We start from the raw sequence: 20,348 nt of genomic DNA, 5'->3' as shown, positions 1-20,348 counted from the left end.
CATTGTCGTGCCTGCGGATGCGGGCATCTCCTTACACAAAATTACGAATGCGTTCTATCGCTTCTTTAAACAACGCAGGCTCTTGCAATAACGAAATAACCACCCAGCCGTCCTCGTCAAAATCGAAGAAGAAGCCCGGTTGCACAAGCACATGCTTTTCACGAAGTAAGCGGAGCGTGAGCTCTTCATCGTCTTCGCCGAGGCGCACAACCGCATACCAGCCGCCAAGAACTTCGGGGCAATACTTGCTCGGGAACGCTTCACAAAGCGTTTTCCAGTTCTGCAAAAGGCGTTCGCGAATGCGCGATTCGTAAGCAGCGGAAGCGGCAAGCATTGGACGCGCTAAAGACTGCGCAGGCGAAGACACGCTCAAATATGCGTCTTCCACAAATTCAAGGGCCGCACGGATTTCTTCAAACTTTTCACGCGGAGCATAGAACGCCATCCAGCCGAGCTTTAACTGTGGCGAGCCCACTGCTTTGCTGAGGCCGTTCAACCAGAAAATCGGGCACTTCGGACCATTTTCGGGAAGGTTAATAAAGTCTCCCCCACCCGCATCCCAAAGATCTTTCGACGCAGAGTTATCGCAATCGGAACTTGTATGGATCCCCTCCCCTATCGTGCTACGCACTCCAGGGTCGAGGATGACATCCGCACTCTCGTCTAATACATACTGCCAAGTGCGCGAGACTTTATCCGAAAAAACATAGTCCGCAAAGACTTCATCGACAACGAGAATCATGTTGTTTTCTTCGCAGAAGCGTACAGCCTCGTTCCATTCTTCGCGCGAAACACAATGACCAGTCGGATTATGCGGAGAGACGAGCAACAAGATTTTTGCACGCTCCGGCGCCGCCAAGAGGCTGTCGGAATCCAGAACAAAACGGAAACCAGATTTTACTGGATTCTTCGCTCCGCTCAGAATGACGTTGTTTTTTGCAGCAGTCTTGTCATTACGACCCCCCGCGCCCTCTACACTCTCGTCAGTAGCGAGCCTGCGAGCGTTCTCTCGTCTAATCTTCAAAAAGTACGGCGCACATTCTAAATGTTCCAACTGCGCAAGCGTATCCAAAAGCGGATAGCCGGGCATCGGCGTCAAAATCACATCGCCCGGATCGCAGAATGTTTTGAACAAAACTGAATATGCTTCGCTCGTACTCGCCGTAAGGATTATCTGCCCCGCAGTAAAAGCACCACCGCGTTCGCGGTAATAATCCACAACAGTTTCACGGGCATCACGACGCCCCGCGGCATCGGCCACCCAAGTTCCAAATTCACCCTTCGCCTGTTCAACGGCAGGTTGCAAATCAAAAGACAACCCCACACGAAGCGGGCTACTCACCGTCATATCGATAAACGGGAGTGCGGCGGCATTCCCTGCACGACCATCCACATCGGCGCACTCTGCAAGAACATCGGCTTTTGCGCGTTCCAGTTCAGCAAAGAACGGCGACGGAGTAAGATCTTTAGGCAAGCGGGAAGAAAGCATAAATTAAACTCCTACAAGCAATATTTTCTGAACCACATTTGGAATACGGGATCGCTAATATACAATCCATTTTCACGAACTTCAACCAAATCGCGATCTATCAAAATTTTTTTCACCTTTGAAATATTCGATTTCGTTCCTAACCTAAACTCGTCCATTACTTCTTTAGACAAGAATCCATCATGAACGCCACTAGCAAGTGCTCGTAACATGTTCATCTGATAGCTCGTCAGCCCCTCAGTCTGTTGCATAAACAAAGCCGCATTTTGGGCGATAAGTTCGTTAACGGCAGCATCTACAATTTCCTTGGTCACAACACTTTCAGTTTTCAGCATGACCAGCCACGCTAATTGCTGCACATAAGATGAATAACCTTCGACTTCATCACTAATTCGAGCAGCAAAATCTTCATGAATAGAAAGTCCATGCTTCTTGAATTTTTCACAAATAAACGACACCCATTTTTTTACAGGTATAACACCTAAAAATATGGCATCTCCAAATTGAAAAAAAGGCATACTTTTATTTTGGAACATGTTTGTCATCAGATGCTTTTTACTACCAAACAAACAATAAGAAACATTCTGCTGCAACTGCCAAGCCCCTCGAAGGCGTTTTTGCACAGTTAGTGAATCAGGAAATTCACCAATTTGCTGAAATTCATCAATGCAAACAACTATACGCTTTCCCTGTTTCTGAGCAATGTTTTCTGCAAGATTTAAAATTTGCTCTGGCGCGTATTCTTTAGGAGTAATTCCTAATGACAACGAAAAATCCATTGATGGATCGGGACTCATGATTATCTTAGGCGACACGCGCCCAAGAAATGTCTTGATATTCTGCAAGAGTACATCCATCTTTGAAGCAGTCTGTCGAAGCACCGCCGTCGCAAGTTTGTTGTAAAAATCGTATTCGCTACGGCAATCAAAAATGTCCAAATAAACAACAGAAACTTTCTTTGCATTGACTAGATTCTTTACATGACGAACAAGAGAGGTCTTGCCAATTCGGCGATTGGAAATAAGCAAAGTGTTCACACCATGCTCAAAATTCGCCTTTAATCTTTTGGTTTCGGTTTCACGATCTGTGAAATTTTCGCCTTCAACAGAAGAACCATATATAAATGCATCAGCCATAATAGACCTCCATGCATAAATATACATTATTTTTCATTGGTTCACCAAGTAGTGTACTAAATAGTACACCAAACGGTGGTCCACCAAGCAGTGTACCAATTACTCTTTATTCTTGCGCTTTTTCAAGAAACTCGCAAGCCCGACCGCAATAAGAATGCCCGCAGGGAGCACGACGGCGATAGTCAAGAGGATCAGTTTTTGAAGGTCGCTTAATCCCTTGAGCGATTGTTTGAAGTTTTTGAAGCGAGCACGCAAGCCCGGCTTTGCTGCTTTGCCCTCGGCATTTTCGCCATCCACGAGAACACTGTCAGCATCATTCGCATTCGCCAAATCTTCGGAACCGGCAAAAGCCTTGATGTTCGGGAAAAGCGCCAACAACTTGGACACCGAATCCTTAACAGGTCCCACAAATCCGTCCGCACGCGAACGAACCTTACCATAGACTTTTTTGAACGGCGTCTTAAGTTGTTCTAACATCATTTTCTCCTTTGATGACGAGATGGCGGATGGTTCGGCAGGCTCACCAACCTTAGTCCGCCATGACGCACATCATTCCGGCCCTTGAGCCGGAACCTAGCCGGAATCACATTCTTTATTTACTTCTTATACAGCAAGTTCACGCCGCCAAAGAGGGCACGCATGTTCGCCTTGAGCGTATCGCTCGAAACGCCGCGACCTTCGACTTCTTCGTTGTTAGCCTTGAGCACAATGCGGCTTAAGCCACGGCCGGCCCACAACTTGTCCTTTTCAGGCACGACCAGCTGGCGGTACTTCACGAGTTCCACCGGCATGCCGATTTCACGCATGAGCATTAGGGCTGCCTCGATGGGGCCTTCTGCCGTCACGGACTTCACAAGCGCTTCGCCATCCTTCTTGAAATGGAAAATGAAGCGGTTTTCGTCCGGGATAACTTCGATGTTGTTGAACACCAGGCGACCATTCACATTGACGAACTGTTCGCGGAACACATCGAGCACGCGTTCAGCACTGAGTTCGCCTTCGGCTTCGCTCAAGCGCTTCAGCACCGGCTGCAACCTGGAGGCTTCCTGCAAAGTCATCTTGTAGCCAAACTTCGTGATGATTTCATACACAGCGGTGCGACCACTCTGGCTTGTAAAGCTGAGCGTATCGTTCTGGTTACGACCGATGATAGAGTAATCAATCGGACGATAAGCGCCCTTCTTCATGTCCTTCGTCTTGGATGCACCATCCTGATGGATGCCGCTACGGTGAACAATAGCTTCGGTTCCGATCAACGGAGCGCGAATGTATATAGGCACACCGCTCCAATGGCTCACGAGAATTGCAGTTTCGTAAATGCGTTCGAGATGCAGGCCCGTTTCGACACCGGAATTGTGCAGGCCAATCGCCACTTCGTAGAAGTTCGTGTTGCCGCAACGTTCGCCGAGGCCGTTCAAAGCGACTTCCAGCTGAGTTGCACCGACAAAGAAACTTTCGACGGTTGCTGCAGTCGCCATGCCGAGGTCGTTATGGCAGTGGACAGAAATCGTGATGTTCTTGGGCAGAGCTTCGTAAACCTGCTTGACCTGATCCACATAGAGCTTCGGGCGGTAGCGTTCCACCGTATTCGGCAGGTTAATCGTCGTAGCACCGGCTTCGACAACAGCCTTCAGAACGTCAATCACAAAATCCATGTTTTCGAGGCAGTCGCCAAAATGTTCGGCACTGAATTCCACATCACCCTTGTCGCCTACCAAGGACTTTGCAAACTTCACGCACTTCACAGCCTTTTCCTTGACCTGTTCGGGCGTCATGTGCAGGACGTTTTCCATGGAGAGGGGGCTTGTAGCGAGGAACGTGTGGATGCGCGGGTGCGGTGCGTACTGGACCGCTTCCCAGCAGCGCTGGATATCGCTTTCGATGCAGCGAGCAAGGCCGGAAACCACGACATTCTTTGCGGTTTCATCGCCTTCTTCCGCCATCTGCGCGGTGAGCTTTGCAAGTTCCATGACCGATTCAAAATCCATTTCGCTAGAGGCCGGGAAACCGACTTCGGCCCCCTGCACACCGAGCTTCAAGAGCAACAGATAAACATCTTTTTTCTGGGCGTTGTTCCAGGGCTTCGGAAGAGCCTGGTTACCATCACGCAGTGTTACGTCATAGAAGAATGGTTTTCTCGTTTCAGTCATTTTTATCTCCTTGCCGGCTTCAAGACCGCAAAGTTCCTTTAGTTTTCAAACCAAAAATAGAATTTCAAACTAAAAAAGAACCCGCTTCGTTCTTGAAGCGGGCGCTTTTAGGTTTAAATTCTTTGAAAATCTTTGAAAAATCCCTAAAACCTCGCTTCGGTAGCGATGCTAAGTAGAAGTAGAAGGTTCAAGATTTTTCTCATGTGCATGAATATACAAAGATTCGAGAGAAATGGCAAGGGTGGAAGGTGGGGGTTACAGCTTTTTCCGAATCGGGTGGCGAATGACGGTCTTTAACTTGTCCGGAGCAACCTTGCGCGCATCAGAAAGGTAAATCTCGTGGTGACGCCTCGTTTCCGATATGTCATTTTCGTAACCGTTGTCGGCGATGAACTTGTCCATTGTCGCGACAGTTGCAGGCTCGTCATCGTATGAGCCAGAATGCATGCACTGCACGCAAAGCCCTTCTTCGATTTCTAGAAATTCGACTTTCGAGAAATCCATTTTCTTTTTGCGAGTCGCTTCTTCAATCGCCCAATCAAAATCGGCTTTGGTTACAAAGTCAGGCAGCCTGATAACAGAAATCCACAGGAAATTTTCCTTGTGGCCGTAATCAATCCCGTCAATATTTTCTTGCCACCAGAAACCTTCTAACGGCGGCACCACGTAATCAAAGTAACCCTCGATTTTATGGTCGCCTTTCTTGCTCATCTTAATCGTATAAGCGATTCCGTACAAAAGTTCGATGGACTTTTTGTATTCGCCATCTTCTTCGTTCGGGTTGCCCTTGCCCCGCACCGCAATGTAGTTCATCTTCGGAACGGTGACGATTTCGGGCTTGCCTTTCGGCATATAGAATTCCTTGTATTCTTTTTTAAAGTCAAAAGGCATAACAACTCCATCCAGCATTTTTTTCTATCAAGTTGCGCTGTACAAAAATAGTTCACAGTCCGCCCCCAAACGGGGCAGACTATAGATATAGTTTATTCTACGGGGAACTGGATAACCGAGAGCCATTTTTCAGGGTCTTCTTGGTTCCAGGGCCCGTCGATGTAACTGGTGCGGGGCTTCCCTGCGATTTTGTAGCCCTTTTCTTCGATGTAGCGGAACGCTTCGATGAACGACTCATAGAAACGTTCGTAAGGGCCAACATGCTTCATGCAGAGGGCCTTGGGGACTGCCGGAATGCGCTTGAACTTGATGATGTCGCTATCAGTTCCCATTTCCACAACTTGCTCGCAGTATTCGATATCGATATCTGTCGGGGTATATTCCTTGTTGTGTTCGACAGTAAAGCAGTATTCGGGCTTGGGACACTTGCAACCGAGACGTTTCATTTCAGGGCCTATTTTTTCATAGCACATGGGGCCCAGCGCTTCGAAATTGGGAATGATTTCCCGATGACTTGCCACGATGATTTCCGGCAGAGACTGGATGCTAAATTTATCCATTGAATTCATTTCCTTTAGAGAATTCTTCCAATTGAGCAGTTGGTCGCGGCGGGCAATCAAACGTTTCAGTTGTGTTTCCGTTTCCTTGATTTTCTCTTCCATCTGGTGGATGCTCGGCGTGTGCGAATCGTCTTCGTACAGTTCCTTGATTTCGTCCAGCGAGAATCCGAGATTTTGCAATTCGCGGATGCTTTTCAACTTTTGCATCTGATCGATACTGTAGTAACGGTAACCCGTCAGGTTGTCCACGTCTTGGGGCAATAGCAGACCTTTCTGTTCGTAGTGACGCAAGGTCTTTACGGTCACCTGCATCAGCTGCGAGAACTCTCCGATTTTGAGTTTTGTTTTGTAGTTTGTCATCGTACGATTTTGGTTAGGATTCGAATCTGCTAGAAATATAAGGCCTGCCCCAAGGGACGAGTCAAGGGGGTTTATATTTTTTTGAACGATACAGTTTGTTCTTTCAGTGATATTTTGCCAACTTTATAGCCGTATTCCGGCAATTCTTTTTTATACGTCAAAAAGGAGTGATCTATTGGAATACCCGCGATGTTTTCTATTTGCTTGAACGTCAGTTTGAAACGTTCTTCGCCATTCTTCGATATCCAAATCCACAAATTGTTGAACTTGCTCATGAGCAATCTACTCCTTTTTATGCTCATGCACAAATATATACTATTTCAAAAAAATTTCTGTCACGCCCTCTCATAAAACGCAATTTTGTCTTTTTATCGGTCCCGGTTTTAAATCGACTGTACAAAACTTTTCTAAGCCCAATCGCTTGTTCACCCAAACAAAATAAAGTATATTGAGGTGGGTTTTATAGAAGAGTTTTTCAATCATAAATAAAATGGTGTTGCGTACTAATTTCATCAAGGCGGCCGCTATCGGACTTGCCGTAGCCTGCACTTCTTTGTTTGCAAAGGCCACCGACACGCCGAATCAGTATCAGCAGAACGATTGGTTTGCAGAATTTGGCGGTAACACCGCGATGTATGTGAACCCAGCTGGTATTTCTGAAGCCGATCAGCTCGAATTCAGTGTTGCATTCTTTAGCTCCACTGGTGGCGAAGCTAGCCAGGAATACGTCAGCTTGACGTACCCGATTGACTACAAGCACACTTTGGGCATATCCCTTTTTGAAAAAGGCGCTCCATTTGAAGATGGCGAATCTTATGGCGAAATAGCCGCTCAATTCGGTTACGCGTACAGACTTTTCCACTTGCTATCTCTTGGCGTCAACTTCGATGTGCTTTACATCAACCAGTTTGATAAAAACTATCAGCTCAAGGTTAATGCTGATGCGGGTTTAAGCTGGAACCCGCTTGCATCATCAAAGTACGGTTACTTGCTCATTGGCGCGAGCATCCAGAACCTCCTCGCTCCGATTGTTGACGAAGCTGATGACGCTTACAAAATTCCGACGAACTTGAACCTCTCTTTGTTCTATCGCGGATTCAACCGTCTCCTCGAATTCAAAGCCGAATTCTCCATTTTGGACCTCATCCACGATTCTAAAGATGGCAAGGGTTGCGACCTCGAAATGAGCTTTTCCTTGACCTATTATCTTTTTCCTCACCTCGGCGTTCGCGCTCGCTACACGAAGGATGGCAATCCGGTCCTCGGAGCGACAATTAATTTCAAGGACTTGAGCATCTTCCGTTACCTCGCTCTTGATCTCGAAATGTCTCACGACGATCTTTGGGCTAAAAAGAACCGCGGCTTTGTGTGGGCAGTCAAGTTCACGACCCGATTCGGTGATACTCGCGAAGAGAAGGTCGGCGAAGAACGTTATCGCCGTTTGATAATCCAACCTGAAAACGACTATTATGCAGCAAAGAGCCTTTACTTGAACCGTCAGTTTTTGGACGCTGCATACGCCTTTGGTGAAATCCAAACGAAGTACCCAACATTTCGCCTTGTGGACCAGGCCGCTTTCTACGAGGCAAAGTCCTTTGAAAACCTCCGTATGCACAAAGCGGCTAGGGAAATTTACCGCGACGCCATCAAGCGCTATCCGCAAAGTGACCAAATCGCCAAGTATCACTTCCAGTTGATGAACATCAACTATAAGGAAGGCAAGTACAAAGAAGCGATGGCCATATACCAGACCATCGCTCAGAAGTTCGGCAAAAGCGATGCGAAGGCTGACGCTGACTACGTTGCCGGCCAGATCAAGTTCGAACAGGGCCTCTATCAAGAATCCATTGACCTGCACGCATCCATCCCTCCGGGTAACGCAAACTATCTCTACGCCCGTTACACCATGGGCATCGCTAACAGTCGAATGAGCAAGTTTGACGAAGCCGAGAACTGTTTCCGCTCTATTACGGAACAGCCGGTTTCCAACAAGTCCGAACGTGACATACAGAATGCAGCTAAGGTGAAGCTCGGTCACCTATTCTTCTCTGGTGAAAAGCCGGACATTGCAGCCGCCGCTCGGATGTATGGCCTGGTGCAGAAGGATTCTCCGGTGTTCGACGAAGCGATGCTCGGTATCGCATGGGCCTTTATCAAGGCCAACAAGCCGGATGAAGCTATAAAGTACGCCAAATGGATTATAAACAACCTTCCTGAATCTTTCCTCGTATCTGAAGCATACCTCGTTATGGGTTACTGCAACTACATAAAGAAGAATTATCAGGACGCCCTTGAAGCTTTGAATCAAGCAGAAAATCGCACGGAACAGCCAATTGTGTCCGTCGCTTCTCGCGACAGTGCTCGTCAGGCTTACGATGCAATGCAGAGCCTGTTCGACTCCGTTCAGGTTCTTGCCTTGGATTTTGCAAGCCAGTTACCGACGCCACGTGTGGAAAGCAAGCGTAACGCATTACGTCCGACGTTAGACAAGGCCAGTCAGGCTATAGAAGATTACGCTTCGTTCATGCAGAGAGCTATCCAAAGTGACCGCTTCGAATCCAACCGTAAACGTATCTTGGATGATGCAGGCTTTCCAAAACCCATGCCCCGTCCTCGATTTCCTTTTCCTAATAACAGTACGCCCAATTTAAATCTCGGAGAATTAGAAGATGATTTGTAGCGCATGGAATTTTAGGGAATTAAAAGAAATCGATTTTAAAAGTGGTTTGCAAAATGCAAAAAAGAAAACCCGACTAAATCGGGCTAGATATTTCACAACACATTACATATCCGTTTTTTTTTATCACAAACACTATCTTATTGACTAAAATTTCAGAAAAACATATATTGGTGAAAAGTATTTCACCATTCGGAGGCGTCCATGACAACAAAAAAAGACATCAATTCGTACAGATTGACTGATCTAGACGAACCTTCCGATGAAATGCTTGCTCAAATAATGAGTGAAGCCGCCGAGGACGCTCGCAAAGCAAACGCCAAGGCAACAAAGCAATTTTTCGATGAATTAAAAAAAGCAGCACTCGCAATCCACTAAAATGACTACGGAAACAACACAACATCGCCCCGTACTCATAATTGTTGCAGGGCCTAATGGTTCGGGCAAAACAACCATAACTTCTAAAATTCTTCGGCACGAATGGCTGGAGAATGCAGTTTACATCAATCCCGATAATGTAGCCCAAGAAAAATTTGGAAACTGGAACTCACCTGAAGCGGTGCTTAAAGCAGCTCAATTTTGCGACGAATGGCGAGAACACTGTTTAAAAGAACGACAGAACATAATTTTTGAAAGCGTTTTTTCTTCGGAACAAAAAATAAATTTTGTTCAAAAAGCAAAGCAACAAGGATATTTCATTCGTATTTTCTTTGTCGCTACAAACCATCCATCTATCAATGCTTCAAGAATAGCAAATAGAGTTATATGCGGTGGTCACGATGTTCCCATTTCAAAAATCATCTCAAGATATCAAAAGTCAATTTTGAATTGCAAACGTATAGCATCTACAATCGACCGCTTATATGTTTATGACAACTCCATTGACGGATCTGATGCTAGTTTGCTTTTTCGATTATCAGATGGGAAGCTTATCAAAAAATACATAGAAAACATCCCGGAATGGGCTAAAGCGATTCTACAATAAGAACTTAATCCTCCTACTAGCCTCTCAAGAATTAAATTATATTTTTCGGCAATTATGATTTTACTCGTCGCCGAAAAACCTTCTGTTGCCAATCAGCATTACAAGCCAATGTTGGAGCGCATTGAGGGTGAAAAGTTTACGCAAGGCGACGGATGCCTGATCGGCAAGAACCATTGCATCACGTGGTGCGTGGGTCATTTGATTACGCTAGCGCCGTTGGACGCCTACCCCGGTTTCGAGGGCGGTTGGCGACTTTCGAACTTGCCGCTTTTGCCCGAAAAATTCAAGTTGATGGAAAAGAACGCAATAACCGGCTTCGGGATATTATAACCCTCGATTCTAAAGGAGACCGGCTTGTCAGTGAGCTCTGCATAAGGAGCGCATCCACGACTGCCAGCATAAGTAACCTCACATTGAATATGTGTATAAACATATATTACTTTTGATTACTCCCCATAAATTCTAAAAAAATGATATAACAGCAGGCAAAAAGCTTTTACGCGCCCTCATCTATTAAATTTACTTCAACATCATAATTTGGTTCTGAATTTTTAAAACAGCAGGAAGCATAGGCGCTTGAATAATTTTTGACAGCACAACCCCTTGTTTTAGCACTTTGCCATTCATATCGAATAAAGCAAAATTAGAGCCAATTTTTGCATTCGACAGAAAAAATCTGTTTTCAATAATTTTAGAAACGCGAATATATGAAGGAAACCGGACTTGCACAGGCAAGGCACTAGGCGACTTCACTAAAGAACAGCAACCTTGTTCACCCATATCAGGTCTTTTAGCACCGAATTCTTCATCATAAACAACTAAATCAATATCCTCACAAAATGAAGCTTCTTTCATTTTTGCTATTTCACCAAATAAAAAAGTTTCCAGAGAATCCCGATCATTTTGTATAACGCCATATTTCTGCAATCGCATCAATTCGGCAAACAAAACTTCGCTAAATTGAGCAGTCCCTGGAGTTCCCTCAGCGTCATCACTCAAAATTGGATTCTTACATGTTTGATTTTGCCTTCTCAGGGTAAAACCACCTGATTCATAAGTGAAAAGAACAGAATAATCTATAGGGGAATTGTATTCAATAATATCGTAAACTGACACACATAAAGCACGGTATCTTGAAGTTTCCGCTTTTGGCAATCCCGAATAAATTGAATCACATAAGTCTTCTTTTATTTTCGAGTCATCTATTTTCAGGGATTTAAAAACAATCTCCATTGTTTTGGGAGAGATGGCAAACAAAGCCTCTGAGAGAACGGCAATAACAAGCAATAATTTTTTCATAACTACTCCATTTTAAAAACTAAGTTCATTATTGTTTCAGGATCAAAATAGACATTGTAAACTGAAGAATATTGGTGAACATCAACATTTCGTCCTAAAAATCGACCGTAAAGAGTCTTATTTGATTGTCCAAGCACTAAATCTGCATTCGGAGCAAGTATAGTTCCAGCCCATTGTCCTTCAACAAACATGGTCTCTGAACTATGTTGAATAAGCTTAAAGCCCTTAGCAACTTGTATTTTATCATCATTTAAAGTCCAAGACCTCCATATAACTGAACCATTTGCATGAATTACTGTTTTTCTTCCAGGTTCTGTAAACTGGATTCTACTTCCAGATTCAAGTTGAATATCGCCAACAAACATCTCACCAGGCTCAATTAGCAACTTTCCACCAGGATGAACCTTCAAACTTTTAAAGGTATCGCCATTCTTTAATGTATAGATTTCTTTGTAGAATATTTCTTTGAAAGAATTTCCAACATTTAGCAGAGAGGAAATATTTTCAACTTTATATGGCCACAAAGACTGCAACAAGCACATAGATACAGATCTAATTCGAGCTCGTCCTTGAGCAAACGGATTTAAAGACAGATCAGGTAATGAATATATCTTTATGGGAGCGACTGCAATAGAACGATCTCTTAAAAAAACACCTCCTTTAGAAGCAATATGGTTTACAATAACACTTCTACCAATATTCACAGCATACTCAATTTTTTGTGATTCTGAAGCTACGGAACAAGCTACATTACGTAAAGAACCAAGAACTTCTCTATCAGCCTTGCTACATTTAACACCATCGTTTATGCGCAACTCATTTAACGCATATATGGTAAATGTATCGGGAATATCTAAAATTGGCTCTGCAATAAAGAAATCATCATCGGCATTATAGGGACTAGATTCCGCATTATCCTGCATTCCATTAAAATTCAAATCCTCTTTGCCATCGCTAACACCGCCGCCATCAGAATCTAAATCATGTTCCGCTCTATAGTTGTCTTTATCAACATCAGCAAATTGTAAAGCATCTACTCCTTTGCTTACTTTAGAAGAATCACCATATAAAGATTCCAAAATCGTATAAGACATTATTTCAATTTTATCGCTAATACTATCTCCATCAGAATCATACTTTGTAGAATCTGTACCAAAACGGTATAATTCATCATAATCCATAAGACCGTCTCCGTCAGAGTCCTTATGTATTAAAGAGTCACTCATTCGAACAGGCCCTACAACTTGAGGAGCCATAAAACCTTCAATTTTAGCAGAATCCAAAGACACCCATGCGGTATCACCATTGTTATCCGTATTAACAACTCGTACAAAAAAATTTCCATCTAGAGTTTTTTTATAAGCATCAAGAATTTCGACATGCGTATGAGTCCATATATATAATGGAACAGAGTCTTTAAGAAATAATTTCACTTCCGATTCTGTTGGAGAGCGATTATTTTTATTTAAAGTTACATTGGAATTTAAAGTCCAATACAATACAGTTTCAAAACTATCTGTACTCATAGCGCCTTGATAACTATGTAAAAAAGCTCCGAGAATCACTGAAGAAACGGAATCTTTAAAGACTAACAAATTACGATTACTTTTAAATTTTAGTTTTATTTCATCTTGAGTTACATTGCCTTTGTAATAATGATTAAGCATTTGTGCACCAACAGCCCAACAACGGTAACTTTCTTCTTCGTCATAAAGCTCATGATGTAAATGCGGTCTATCCCATTCACGAACGATAGACATTTCCCCCCATTTTACATCTAAAAGATAAGTATCCTTTCGTGCAGCAAGTGGAGTTCTTATTAAAGGATTTACACCATCAACAATTATTTTATCCAAAAAAGTATGAACACTATTCCAAGCCTGTTTTGTAAAATCAACAACTTTATCCCAAAATCCATTGCCAACGACAAATTCAGATGACTCTACTCGCCAAAAATAATCACCTTCATTTAATGCAGTATCTACACGAGTCTTTTCCGTTTCCTTTTGTATTAACATGCTGGAATCCGTTGCCGAAAGAACAGTCAATTTGTAACTATTCGCACCTTCAACCTCACGCCACGCAAAGCGTACTCGCTTAGTAGAATCAAGCAAAAGCTCAGAGCCAGAAACCATTGATATAGGATTCGCATCGGGTAGTATACCTGGAGCAAAGCCAACTAAAATAACATCGCCATAATAAACCGGAATTCGATCTGTTTCAGTGAAACTACTTCCTATAGGATAGCTATAATTTCCCTGTTTATGAAATGAACTGTCATCACTATACCTCATACCGAGGCTTATCCCACTAGAATTTGGAAATACCCCCGGAGCAATTACAGGAAAGCTTATCTTTACAGCAAGATAATCTTCAATTGTATCTAACGACACCGAAACGCCCTCCATATAGTACGGAGCGATTTTCAAAGTCCTATTTTTTTCGTTATTCAAAAAATATCTTGCATGGATATTATATAGCGTATCTGAAGTATTGTTTATCAGTTTTAATCGAAGCGTTATTTGACTTTGATTATTCCCTTGCTCATCATAAGCTTCTACAGAAATCGGTGATTGAGCATACACAAAGCCAAAGAAAGCTAACAAAAAAACAAATTCATAACAATAGCGCATTTTTCACTCTATTCAGTTTATTCTAATATAGTTTATTTCACAAATAATTTTTTTACAATTCTTCACAATCAAAACAAAACAAACATTCAAATTACAAGGAACCATATTCACATAGTTCCATCCAAAATTTTTATATCTTTTCGGCAATTATGATTTTACTCGTCGCCGAAAAACCTTCCGTTGCAAACCAACATTACAAGCCAATGCTGGAGCGTATTGAGGGTGAAAAGTTTACGCAAGGCGACGGGTGCCTGATCGGCAAGAACCATTGCATCACGTGGTGCGTGGGTCACTTGATTACGCTTGCTCCGCTGGACGCCTATCCCGGTTTCGAGGGCGGTTGGCGGCTTTCGAACTTGCCACTTTTGCCCGAAAAATTCAAGTTGATGGAAATTGAGAGCACACGAAAGCAGCTCGCGGTTGTGCGCGATATGATGGCAAGGGCGGATGTTCTTGTGAACGGCGCGGACGCGGGCCGTGAAGGTAATTTGATTTTCGACTTGATTCTCGACTACACGCCGGACTTCCGCAAAAAGCAGATCAAGCGTTTGTGGGTGAACAGCTATGTGGCGAAGGATTTGGACAAGGCTTGGAAGAATCTGGAAGATGCTACAGAGCGTTTGAACTTGAGCTATGCGGCAAGGCTCCGCCAGCGTGCCGACTGGATGGTCGGGCTGAATGCGACGCGCGCTTACACGCTCACCGCCGGGCGCGGAAAGATGATTTCTGTGGGACGAGTGCAAACGCCGACGCTGAATCTGGTCGTGGAACGCGATGCAATTGTCGAGCAGTTCAAGGAACTGTTTTATTACAGTGTAGTCGGAACGTGGAAAGGATTTCAGGCACAGTTATTAGACGATAGACGTGGTTCGGCAGGCTCACCAACCTTGACGAAAGACGAAAGAGGAGAGAAACCGCAGCCGGATAAGGCCACTGAGCTTGCCGAAGTGCCTAAGAACGTTTCAAGTGAAGCGAGCGGTGTGGCAGAAGCAAATGGTGTCATCCTGAGCGAAGCGCAAGCGAAGTCGAAGGATCTCGGCAGCAATTTAAAAGTTGCGATTTTCGAGAAAGAAGAGCCGGCGCAAGCTGTTATAGACAAATGCTCACCGCCGGAAGAAGCGACGATTGCAAAAATCGACATTCAGCAGAAAAAGCAGTTTCCGCAAAAACCGTTTGACTTGACGGAACTGCAAAAAGAGGGCAACAAGCGTTTTAAATACAGTGCTCAGCAAGTTCTCGACTGTGCACAAAACTTGTACGAAAAGAAGTTGCTCACCTACCCGCGTACGGACTCGCAATATTTGCCGGACACGATGCAGCAAGAAGCATACGCGCTTGCCCAAAGACTTGCCTCACCGCAAGAAAAATCCGTCATGCGTGGCGGCAACGAAAACTTTGTCTTCATCAACTCCAGCAAAGTCACGGACCACTTTGCCATCATCCCTACGGGAGAAGATCCGCAAAACCTCCCTGAGATGGAAGAGAACATCTACAAGCTCGCAAAGGAACGCTTTGTGCAGGCATGGCTTAAGCCGTATGTCTGGAGCGAAATGGAAGTTCTGCTGGATGCCGCCAACGCCGAAATCTTTAGGCTAAAACTCAAGAGGAATGAAGATTTAGGTTTCCGTGCACTCGCAAAAGAGACGAAAGACGAAAGACGAAAGACGAAAGGAAAAAAAAGCGATAACGACGTGGCAGCCGAAGGCAAGGGTGATAGCGACGATATCACGAACATCGTTGAGACTTTCCCGGAATGGAATGTTGGTGACCACGCTCCTTTCGACAGCCTAGAACTGCAAAAGAAAAAGAAGAGCAAGCCCAAGTATTTTACCGAAGCCACGCTCCTTGCCGCAATGAAAACGGCGGGCAAGCAAATCGAAAACGAAGAACTTGCCGAAGCCATGAAAGAACGCGGTCTCGGCACGCCAGCCACACAAGCAGGCATCATCGAGACGCTCAAAAAACGCGGATTCATCGAAGCGCAAAAGAATTACCTTGTCAGCACCCAGCGCGGACGCGAAGTCATCGCGCTCATGGACGAGAAAGTCAAATCGCCCGAAATGACCGGCGAATGGGAATTCAAGCTTTCGCAAGTCGAAAAAGGCAAACTCACGCCGATTGAATTCCGCGACGGCATCGTGAATTACGTCAAAGAACTTTTCGAACATTTGCACCAAAAATATGCAAGCCAGTTCGAACGCGAAACCGTCACCGATGCGATTCCTTGCCCGAAATGTTCCAGTCCGCTCGAAATTGCGCCGTGGGGCTATGTCTGCAAAAACGAAGAATGCGGCTTCAAGGCGGGCCACACGATTGCCGGCCGCACACTGAGCCACGCCGAAATGGCGACACTCCTCAAAACAGGCAAGTCCGATTTGCTCAGCGGTTTCAAGAGCAAAAAAGGAACGACATTCAGCGCCACGCTCACGTTAGGCGATGACGGCAACATCGGCTTTGAATTTTCCGATGACGCCCGCGCCAAAACGCCAACCAATTATAAATGCCCCAAGTGCGGCAAAACATTGCTGGATTCCGGCAACCGCCTGATTTGCGAAGGGAGCGACGTCACGACTTCGAACAACGAAAACGGCGACCCGACGCTCACGCCAGATACCGCCCCAACTTGCGACTTCGTTTTCTACAAGACGATTGCCGGGCATGTCATGAGCGACACGGAAATCGCAGAACTCTTCAGCAACGGCACAACAGAAATCATCAGCGGCTTCTTGACCAAGAAAGGTACGACTTTCAACGCAAAAATCGTCTGGGACAAGGATTTCAAAGCGACATTCGCTTTCGAGAACGACGGGCATTTCCACGGCACCGAAACCAAGTTCAACTGCCCGCTCTGCAAAAAGAAACTCGAAGAAAACAAAAACGCCATTTTCTGCCCAGCTTGTAACTTTACCCTGTTCAAGTCCGTTGCAGGCAAAAAGCTCCGCGTGGCAGATATCAAAGCGCTCCTCACCGGCGGCAAAACTGAACTGTTGACCGGATTCAAAAGCAAGAAAGGAACGGATTTCGATGCCTACTTAAAGCTTGGCGAAGACGGTCGCACGAATTTTGAATTTGTCCACAGAGACCTCCCCTGCCCTTGTTGCGGCGACCAGCTGCGATTCCGTAGCGGCACGACCACGCAAACGCCAAACGGCGAAGTGCAAACGCTTGCGGCATACGTGTGCATGAACCCCGCCTGCAATTACGGGATTCCCAAGGCGTTTTTCCAGCGAGAATTTAAAGACGAAGAAGTCGAAACGCTTTTAAAGAACAAATCCACGCCGATCCTTGAACCGTTCAAAAAGAACGACACAACATTCAGGGCAGCGCTAGAGCTGCGCGAAGGCGGAAAGCTAGCTTTCAATAAGTTGACTGTGGAAGTGATAAAGAAGGGGTAAACCCTTAGACCCGCATTATGCGGGCGGGGCCCCAGCTCAGAGTTGCGAAGGCCGCACGGGCCCCTCCCTGCCCCCTCCCCATCCTTGGCCGACGCTTCCATTCTTCCAACACTGAATATCAACCTTTTATAATAACAAACCTTCTCGCTATATACCGTTTTTTATTCTATTGATTCAATCAACATATAATCGCTACGACTAGTCTACATTATTTATAGGTTAATATGGAAATAGCGTTATCACATTTTGAATCGCTCCCACATTTTACTATCTTTGCACTCGTTTAAAGCGGGTTAAAGATGAGCGAAAATTACAAATACGGATTTGTCACTGATATTGAAAACGAAGCCTTCGAAAAAGGTCTTAACGAGGATATCATCCGCAGGGCGTCAGCGCTCCGTGGCGAACCGCAATTCATGCTCGACTTCCGCTTGAGAGCCTACGAAAAGCTCAAGACGATGGAACAGCCCAACTGGGGCGAGCTCCACTTCAATCCTGTTGACTTGCAGGACATCGTCTACTACTCCGCACCGAAGACCAAGAAGAGCCACGAAAAGATCGAAGACGTGGACCCGGAACTCTTGGCAACTTTTGAAAAACTCGGCATCCCGCTGGACGAACAGAAACGACTCGCAAACGTGGCTGTCGATGCCGTGTTCGATTCCGTCAGCATCTACACGAGCCACAAGAAGAAGCTCATGGAAATGGGCATCATCTTCTGCTCCATCAGCGATGCCATCAAGGAATACCCGGAACTCATCGAAGAATATCTCGGTAGCGTGGTCCCGGCTGGCGACAACTACTTTGCGGCCCTCAACAGCGCCGTCTTCGGTGACGGAAGCTTCGTCTATATTCCGCCTGGAGTCAAGTGCCCCATGGACCTTTCCACCTACTTCCGCATCAACAACAAGGAAGCAGGCCAGTTCGAACGCACATTGATTATCGCCGACGACGATGCCAGCGTAAGCTACCTCGAAGGCTGCACCGCGCCGGAATTCAGCAGCAAGCAGTTGCACAGCGCCATCGTGGAACTCGTGGCCAAGGAAAACGCAAGCATCAAGTATTCTACCGTGCAGAACTGGTACGCAGGCGACCGCGAGACGGGAGCCGGCGGTGTCTATAACTTTGTTACAAAGCGCGGCAAGTGTGCCGGCAAGAACAGCCGCATCAGCTGGACTCAAGTCGAAACGGGTTCCGCCATCACGTGGAAGTACCCAAGCTGCATTTTGCAGGGCGACAATTCTGTGGGCGAATTCTACAGCGTGGCGCTCACGAACGGCCACATGCAGGCCGACACCGGCACAAAGATGATCCACATCGGCAAGAATACCAAGAGCACTATCATTTCCAAAGGCATCAGCGCCGACTGCTCCAGCAACGCCTATCGCGGCGAGGTGAGCATCCGCAAGTCGGCTACAGGCGCCCGCAACTACACCCAGTGCGATAGCATGCTCGTTGGCACCAAGAGCGCCGCCCACACGTTCCCGTACATCACCGTCGCGAACGCAAGCGCCCAGACCGAGCACGAAGCAACAACCAGTCGCATTAGCGAGGACCAGCTGTTCTACTTCGAGAGCCGAGGCATCAAACGCGAAGATGCCATCCAAGCGATGGTCGGCGGTTTTTGTAAAGATGTGTTCAAAGAACTGCCCGGTGAGTTCGCTACCGAAGCCCGCCAACTGTTGACTTTAAAACTCGAACACAGCGTCGGCTAGCAAGAATCAACCACCACAGACTAAAGGTCCTAGATCGGTTAAATTTCAAAGAAACATGTTGTTTCATCGCAAACAACACGTTTTTTTTTTGCATTTTTTGATGATTTTCAGCACTTTCAGACGGAACTCAAAGTTCCAGTCCGGACTCCATAACCGAAATTCAGCCGTTCCTAGCGTCATCAAAACTGTTGACTTTTTTTTCGAAAAAAGGAAAGGGCCGGAAATTTTAGTTTCCGACCCTTATTGGTGTATATGGAGTACTTTATATATAGCATTTTTTACATAACAACGTGTCAGGTAATCTCTTTTTTTAACAAAAAAATATTGTCACATACAAACACTGCTCTTACATTCTTACGAAATTCACAGCAAATAAACAAAATATCAACCATATATAAAACCCCTACAAAAGTGTAGGGGTTTTCGAAACAATGATAAAATTTAATCTTTAAGAATCAGTCATGATTCAAATAACTTAGCGCGCAACAATTTGTTTTTGGATTTTTTCAGAAAGCTCTGCACTGCCCATTGTGGCAATGCACTTTAAAGCAAATTCTTCTGCCGTACCCGGGCCACGGCTCGTGATGATGTTTCCATCGACAACGACGCGCTCTTCAGTAAATTCACGACATACAAGTTCTGTTTCGCATCCAGGATAGCAAGTAGCCTTGCGGTCTACGAGGATTCTAGCCTTGCTGAGGACTGTCGGAGCAGCACAAATGGCAAGGACCCACTTGTTATCATCATTCAAGCAGCAAACGGTATTTTCAACAGCGGCACTTGCCTTGAGGTTCTGCACGCCAACACCGCCACCCGGCAAGAAAACAGCATCGAAATCGGTCGGTTCAAGTTTATTCAAAGCAACATCGGACTGGATTTTGAGCCCATGAAGGCCATCGACAATATCTGCTCCCGAAACAGAAGCGACAGTCACCTTAAAACCGGCACGACGCCATAAATCTACAGGAACCACGAATTCCGTTTCTTCAAAACCATCTGCGAGCAAAACAAGAATCTGCATAAAACCTCCGATAAGTTACTTAATTATTATAGCTTTT

16 protein-coding genes are annotated in these 20,348 nt (G+C 45.4%); 6 read left to right on the top strand and 10 right to left on the bottom strand.

Translation table 11 applies throughout. The features are described from left to right. Positions 1 to 31 precede the first annotated feature (31 nt). From HUF13_RS12480 to HUF13_RS12450, 7 genes are all read right to left on the bottom strand, one after another. On the bottom strand, positions 32 to 1,489 hold the full coding sequence (locus HUF13_RS12480; RefSeq protein ID WP_173475439.1) for a pyridoxal phosphate-dependent aminotransferase: 1,458 nt from the start codon (positions 1,487 to 1,489) through the stop codon (positions 32 to 34). 11 nt (positions 1,490 to 1,500) lie between these two features. After that, a complete protein-coding gene (locus tag HUF13_RS12475) occupies positions 1,501 to 2,625 on the bottom strand; it encodes an ATP-binding protein (protein WP_173475438.1) in 1,125 nt (374 codons plus the stop codon). Between the two features lie 99 nt (positions 2,626 to 2,724). After that, the gene (locus HUF13_RS12470; protein WP_304039133.1) at positions 2,725 to 3,105 is read right to left on the bottom strand and encodes a hypothetical protein; all 381 of its coding nucleotides are present in this window, start codon (positions 3,103 to 3,105) and stop codon (positions 2,725 to 2,727) included. Between the two features lie 116 nt (positions 3,106 to 3,221). Next, on the bottom strand, positions 3,222 to 4,775 hold the full coding sequence (leuA2, locus tag HUF13_RS12465; protein WP_173475437.1) for a 2-isopropylmalate synthase LeuA2: 1,554 nt from the start codon (positions 4,773 to 4,775) through the stop codon (positions 3,222 to 3,224). Between the two features lie 255 nt (positions 4,776 to 5,030). After that, positions 5,031 to 5,666, bottom strand: coding sequence for a GyrI-like domain-containing protein (locus HUF13_RS12460; protein WP_173475436.1), 636 nt, complete (start codon positions 5,664 to 5,666; stop codon positions 5,031 to 5,033). Between the two features lie 92 nt (positions 5,667 to 5,758). Then, positions 5,759 to 6,586, bottom strand: a complete 828-nt coding sequence (locus HUF13_RS12455; RefSeq protein ID WP_173475435.1) for a MerR family transcriptional regulator — start codon at positions 6,584 to 6,586, stop codon at positions 5,759 to 5,761. Between the two features lie 71 nt (positions 6,587 to 6,657). Next, a complete protein-coding gene (locus HUF13_RS12450; protein WP_173475434.1) occupies positions 6,658 to 6,861 on the bottom strand; it encodes a hypothetical protein in 204 nt (67 codons plus the stop codon). A gap of 215 nt (positions 6,862 to 7,076) precedes the next feature. Here HUF13_RS12450 and HUF13_RS12445 point away from each other — a divergent pair, with 215 nt between their 5' ends. The 4 genes from HUF13_RS12445 to HUF13_RS12430 all read left to right on the top strand — a co-directional run bounded on the left by HUF13_RS12445 (position 7,077) and on the right by HUF13_RS12430 (position 10,578). After that, entirely contained in the window at positions 7,077 to 9,266 is a 2,190-nt protein-coding gene (locus tag HUF13_RS12445; RefSeq protein ID WP_304039132.1) for a tetratricopeptide repeat protein, read from the top strand. Positions 9,267 to 9,467: 201 nt separating this feature from the next. Further along, a complete protein-coding gene (locus HUF13_RS12440) occupies positions 9,468 to 9,641 on the top strand; it encodes a hypothetical protein (RefSeq protein WP_173475433.1) in 174 nt (57 codons plus the stop codon). A gap of 1 nt (position 9,642) precedes the next feature. Beyond that, entirely contained in the window at positions 9,643 to 10,248 is a 606-nt protein-coding gene (locus HUF13_RS12435; protein ID WP_173389883.1) for a zeta toxin family protein, read from the top strand. A 54-nt stretch (positions 10,249 to 10,302) separates the two neighbouring features. Continuing rightward, entirely contained in the window at positions 10,303 to 10,578 is a 276-nt protein-coding gene (locus HUF13_RS12430; protein WP_173475432.1) for a hypothetical protein, read from the top strand. Between the two features lie 189 nt (positions 10,579 to 10,767). Here the strand turns inward: HUF13_RS12430 and HUF13_RS12425 are convergent, their stop codons facing one another. Both HUF13_RS12425 and HUF13_RS12420 read right to left on the bottom strand, forming a co-directional pair. Continuing rightward, entirely contained in the window at positions 10,768 to 11,547 is a 780-nt protein-coding gene (locus HUF13_RS12425; RefSeq protein WP_173475431.1) for a hypothetical protein, read from the bottom strand. 2 nt (positions 11,548 to 11,549) lie between these two features. Then, on the bottom strand, positions 11,550 to 14,180 hold the full coding sequence (locus tag HUF13_RS12420; protein WP_173475430.1) for a hypothetical protein: 2,631 nt from the start codon (positions 14,178 to 14,180) through the stop codon (positions 11,550 to 11,552). Positions 14,181 to 14,329: 149 nt separating this feature from the next. Here HUF13_RS12420 and HUF13_RS12415 point away from each other — a divergent pair, with 149 nt between their 5' ends. Together HUF13_RS12415 and sufB are read left to right on the top strand one after the other, a co-directional pair. Further along, complete coding sequence (locus tag HUF13_RS12415; RefSeq protein WP_173475429.1) at positions 14,330 to 17,575, top strand: type IA DNA topoisomerase; 3,246 nt, start codon at positions 14,330 to 14,332, stop codon at positions 17,573 to 17,575. A gap of 299 nt (positions 17,576 to 17,874) precedes the next feature. After that, on the top strand, positions 17,875 to 19,290 hold the full coding sequence (gene sufB, locus HUF13_RS12410) for a Fe-S cluster assembly protein SufB (protein WP_173475428.1): 1,416 nt from the start codon (positions 17,875 to 17,877) through the stop codon (positions 19,288 to 19,290). A 475-nt stretch (positions 19,291 to 19,765) separates the two neighbouring features. Here sufB and HUF13_RS12405 read toward each other — a convergent pair whose 3' ends face one another. Continuing rightward, a complete protein-coding gene (locus tag HUF13_RS12405; RefSeq protein WP_173475427.1) occupies positions 19,766 to 20,311 on the bottom strand; it encodes a DJ-1 family glyoxalase III in 546 nt (181 codons plus the stop codon). Positions 20,312 to 20,348 lie beyond the last annotated feature (37 nt).

It is taken from the genome of Fibrobacter succinogenes (assembly GCF_902779965.1).
In the GTDB taxonomy this organism is placed as follows: domain Bacteria; phylum Fibrobacterota; class Fibrobacteria; order Fibrobacterales; family Fibrobacteraceae; genus Fibrobacter; species Fibrobacter succinogenes_F.
Note: the sequence above shows the minus strand (reverse complement) of the source record. Positions and strands in the feature narration are given on the sequence as shown.

Excerpts from the sequence above, each read along its gene's own strand:
- HUF13_RS12425 (WP_173475431.1), bottom strand. The coding sequence starts at position 11,547 with ATGAAAAAATTATTGCTTGTTATTGCCGTTCTCTCAGAGGCTTTGTTT.
- HUF13_RS12445 (WP_304039132.1), top strand. The coding sequence starts at position 7,077 with ATGGTGTTGCGTACTAATTTCATCAAGGCGGCCGCTATCGGACTTGCC.
- HUF13_RS12450 (WP_173475434.1), bottom strand. The coding sequence starts at position 6,861 with ATGAGCAAGTTCAACAATTTGTGGATTTGGATATCGAAGAATGGCGAA.
- HUF13_RS12415 (WP_173475429.1), top strand. The coding sequence starts at position 14,330 with ATGATTTTACTCGTCGCCGAAAAACCTTCCGTTGCAAACCAACATTAC.
- HUF13_RS12460 (WP_173475436.1), bottom strand. The coding sequence starts at position 5,666 with ATGCCTTTTGACTTTAAAAAAGAATACAAGGAATTCTATATGCCGAAA.
- leuA2 (WP_173475437.1), bottom strand. The coding sequence starts at position 4,775 with ATGACTGAAACGAGAAAACCATTCTTCTATGACGTAACACTGCGTGAT.
- HUF13_RS12455 (WP_173475435.1), bottom strand. The coding sequence starts at position 6,586 with ATGACAAACTACAAAACAAAACTCAAAATCGGAGAGTTCTCGCAGCTG.
- sufB (WP_173475428.1), top strand. The coding sequence starts at position 17,875 with ATGAGCGAAAATTACAAATACGGATTTGTCACTGATATTGAAAACGAA.
- HUF13_RS12405 (WP_173475427.1), bottom strand. The coding sequence starts at position 20,311 with ATGCAGATTCTTGTTTTGCTCGCAGATGGTTTTGAAGAAACGGAATTC.
- HUF13_RS12475 (WP_173475438.1), bottom strand. The coding sequence starts at position 2,625 with ATGGCTGATGCATTTATATATGGTTCTTCTGTTGAAGGCGAAAATTTC.
- HUF13_RS12420 (WP_173475430.1), bottom strand. The coding sequence starts at position 14,180 with ATGCGCTATTGTTATGAATTTGTTTTTTTGTTAGCTTTCTTTGGCTTT.
- HUF13_RS12430 (WP_173475432.1), top strand. The coding sequence starts at position 10,303 with ATGATTTTACTCGTCGCCGAAAAACCTTCTGTTGCCAATCAGCATTAC.
- HUF13_RS12480 (WP_173475439.1), bottom strand. The coding sequence starts at position 1,489 with ATGCTTTCTTCCCGCTTGCCTAAAGATCTTACTCCGTCGCCGTTCTTT.
- HUF13_RS12470 (WP_304039133.1), bottom strand. The coding sequence starts at position 3,105 with ATGATGTTAGAACAACTTAAGACGCCGTTCAAAAAAGTCTATGGTAAG.
- HUF13_RS12440 (WP_173475433.1), top strand. The coding sequence starts at position 9,468 with ATGACAACAAAAAAAGACATCAATTCGTACAGATTGACTGATCTAGAC.
- HUF13_RS12435 (WP_173389883.1), top strand. The coding sequence starts at position 9,643 with ATGACTACGGAAACAACACAACATCGCCCCGTACTCATAATTGTTGCA.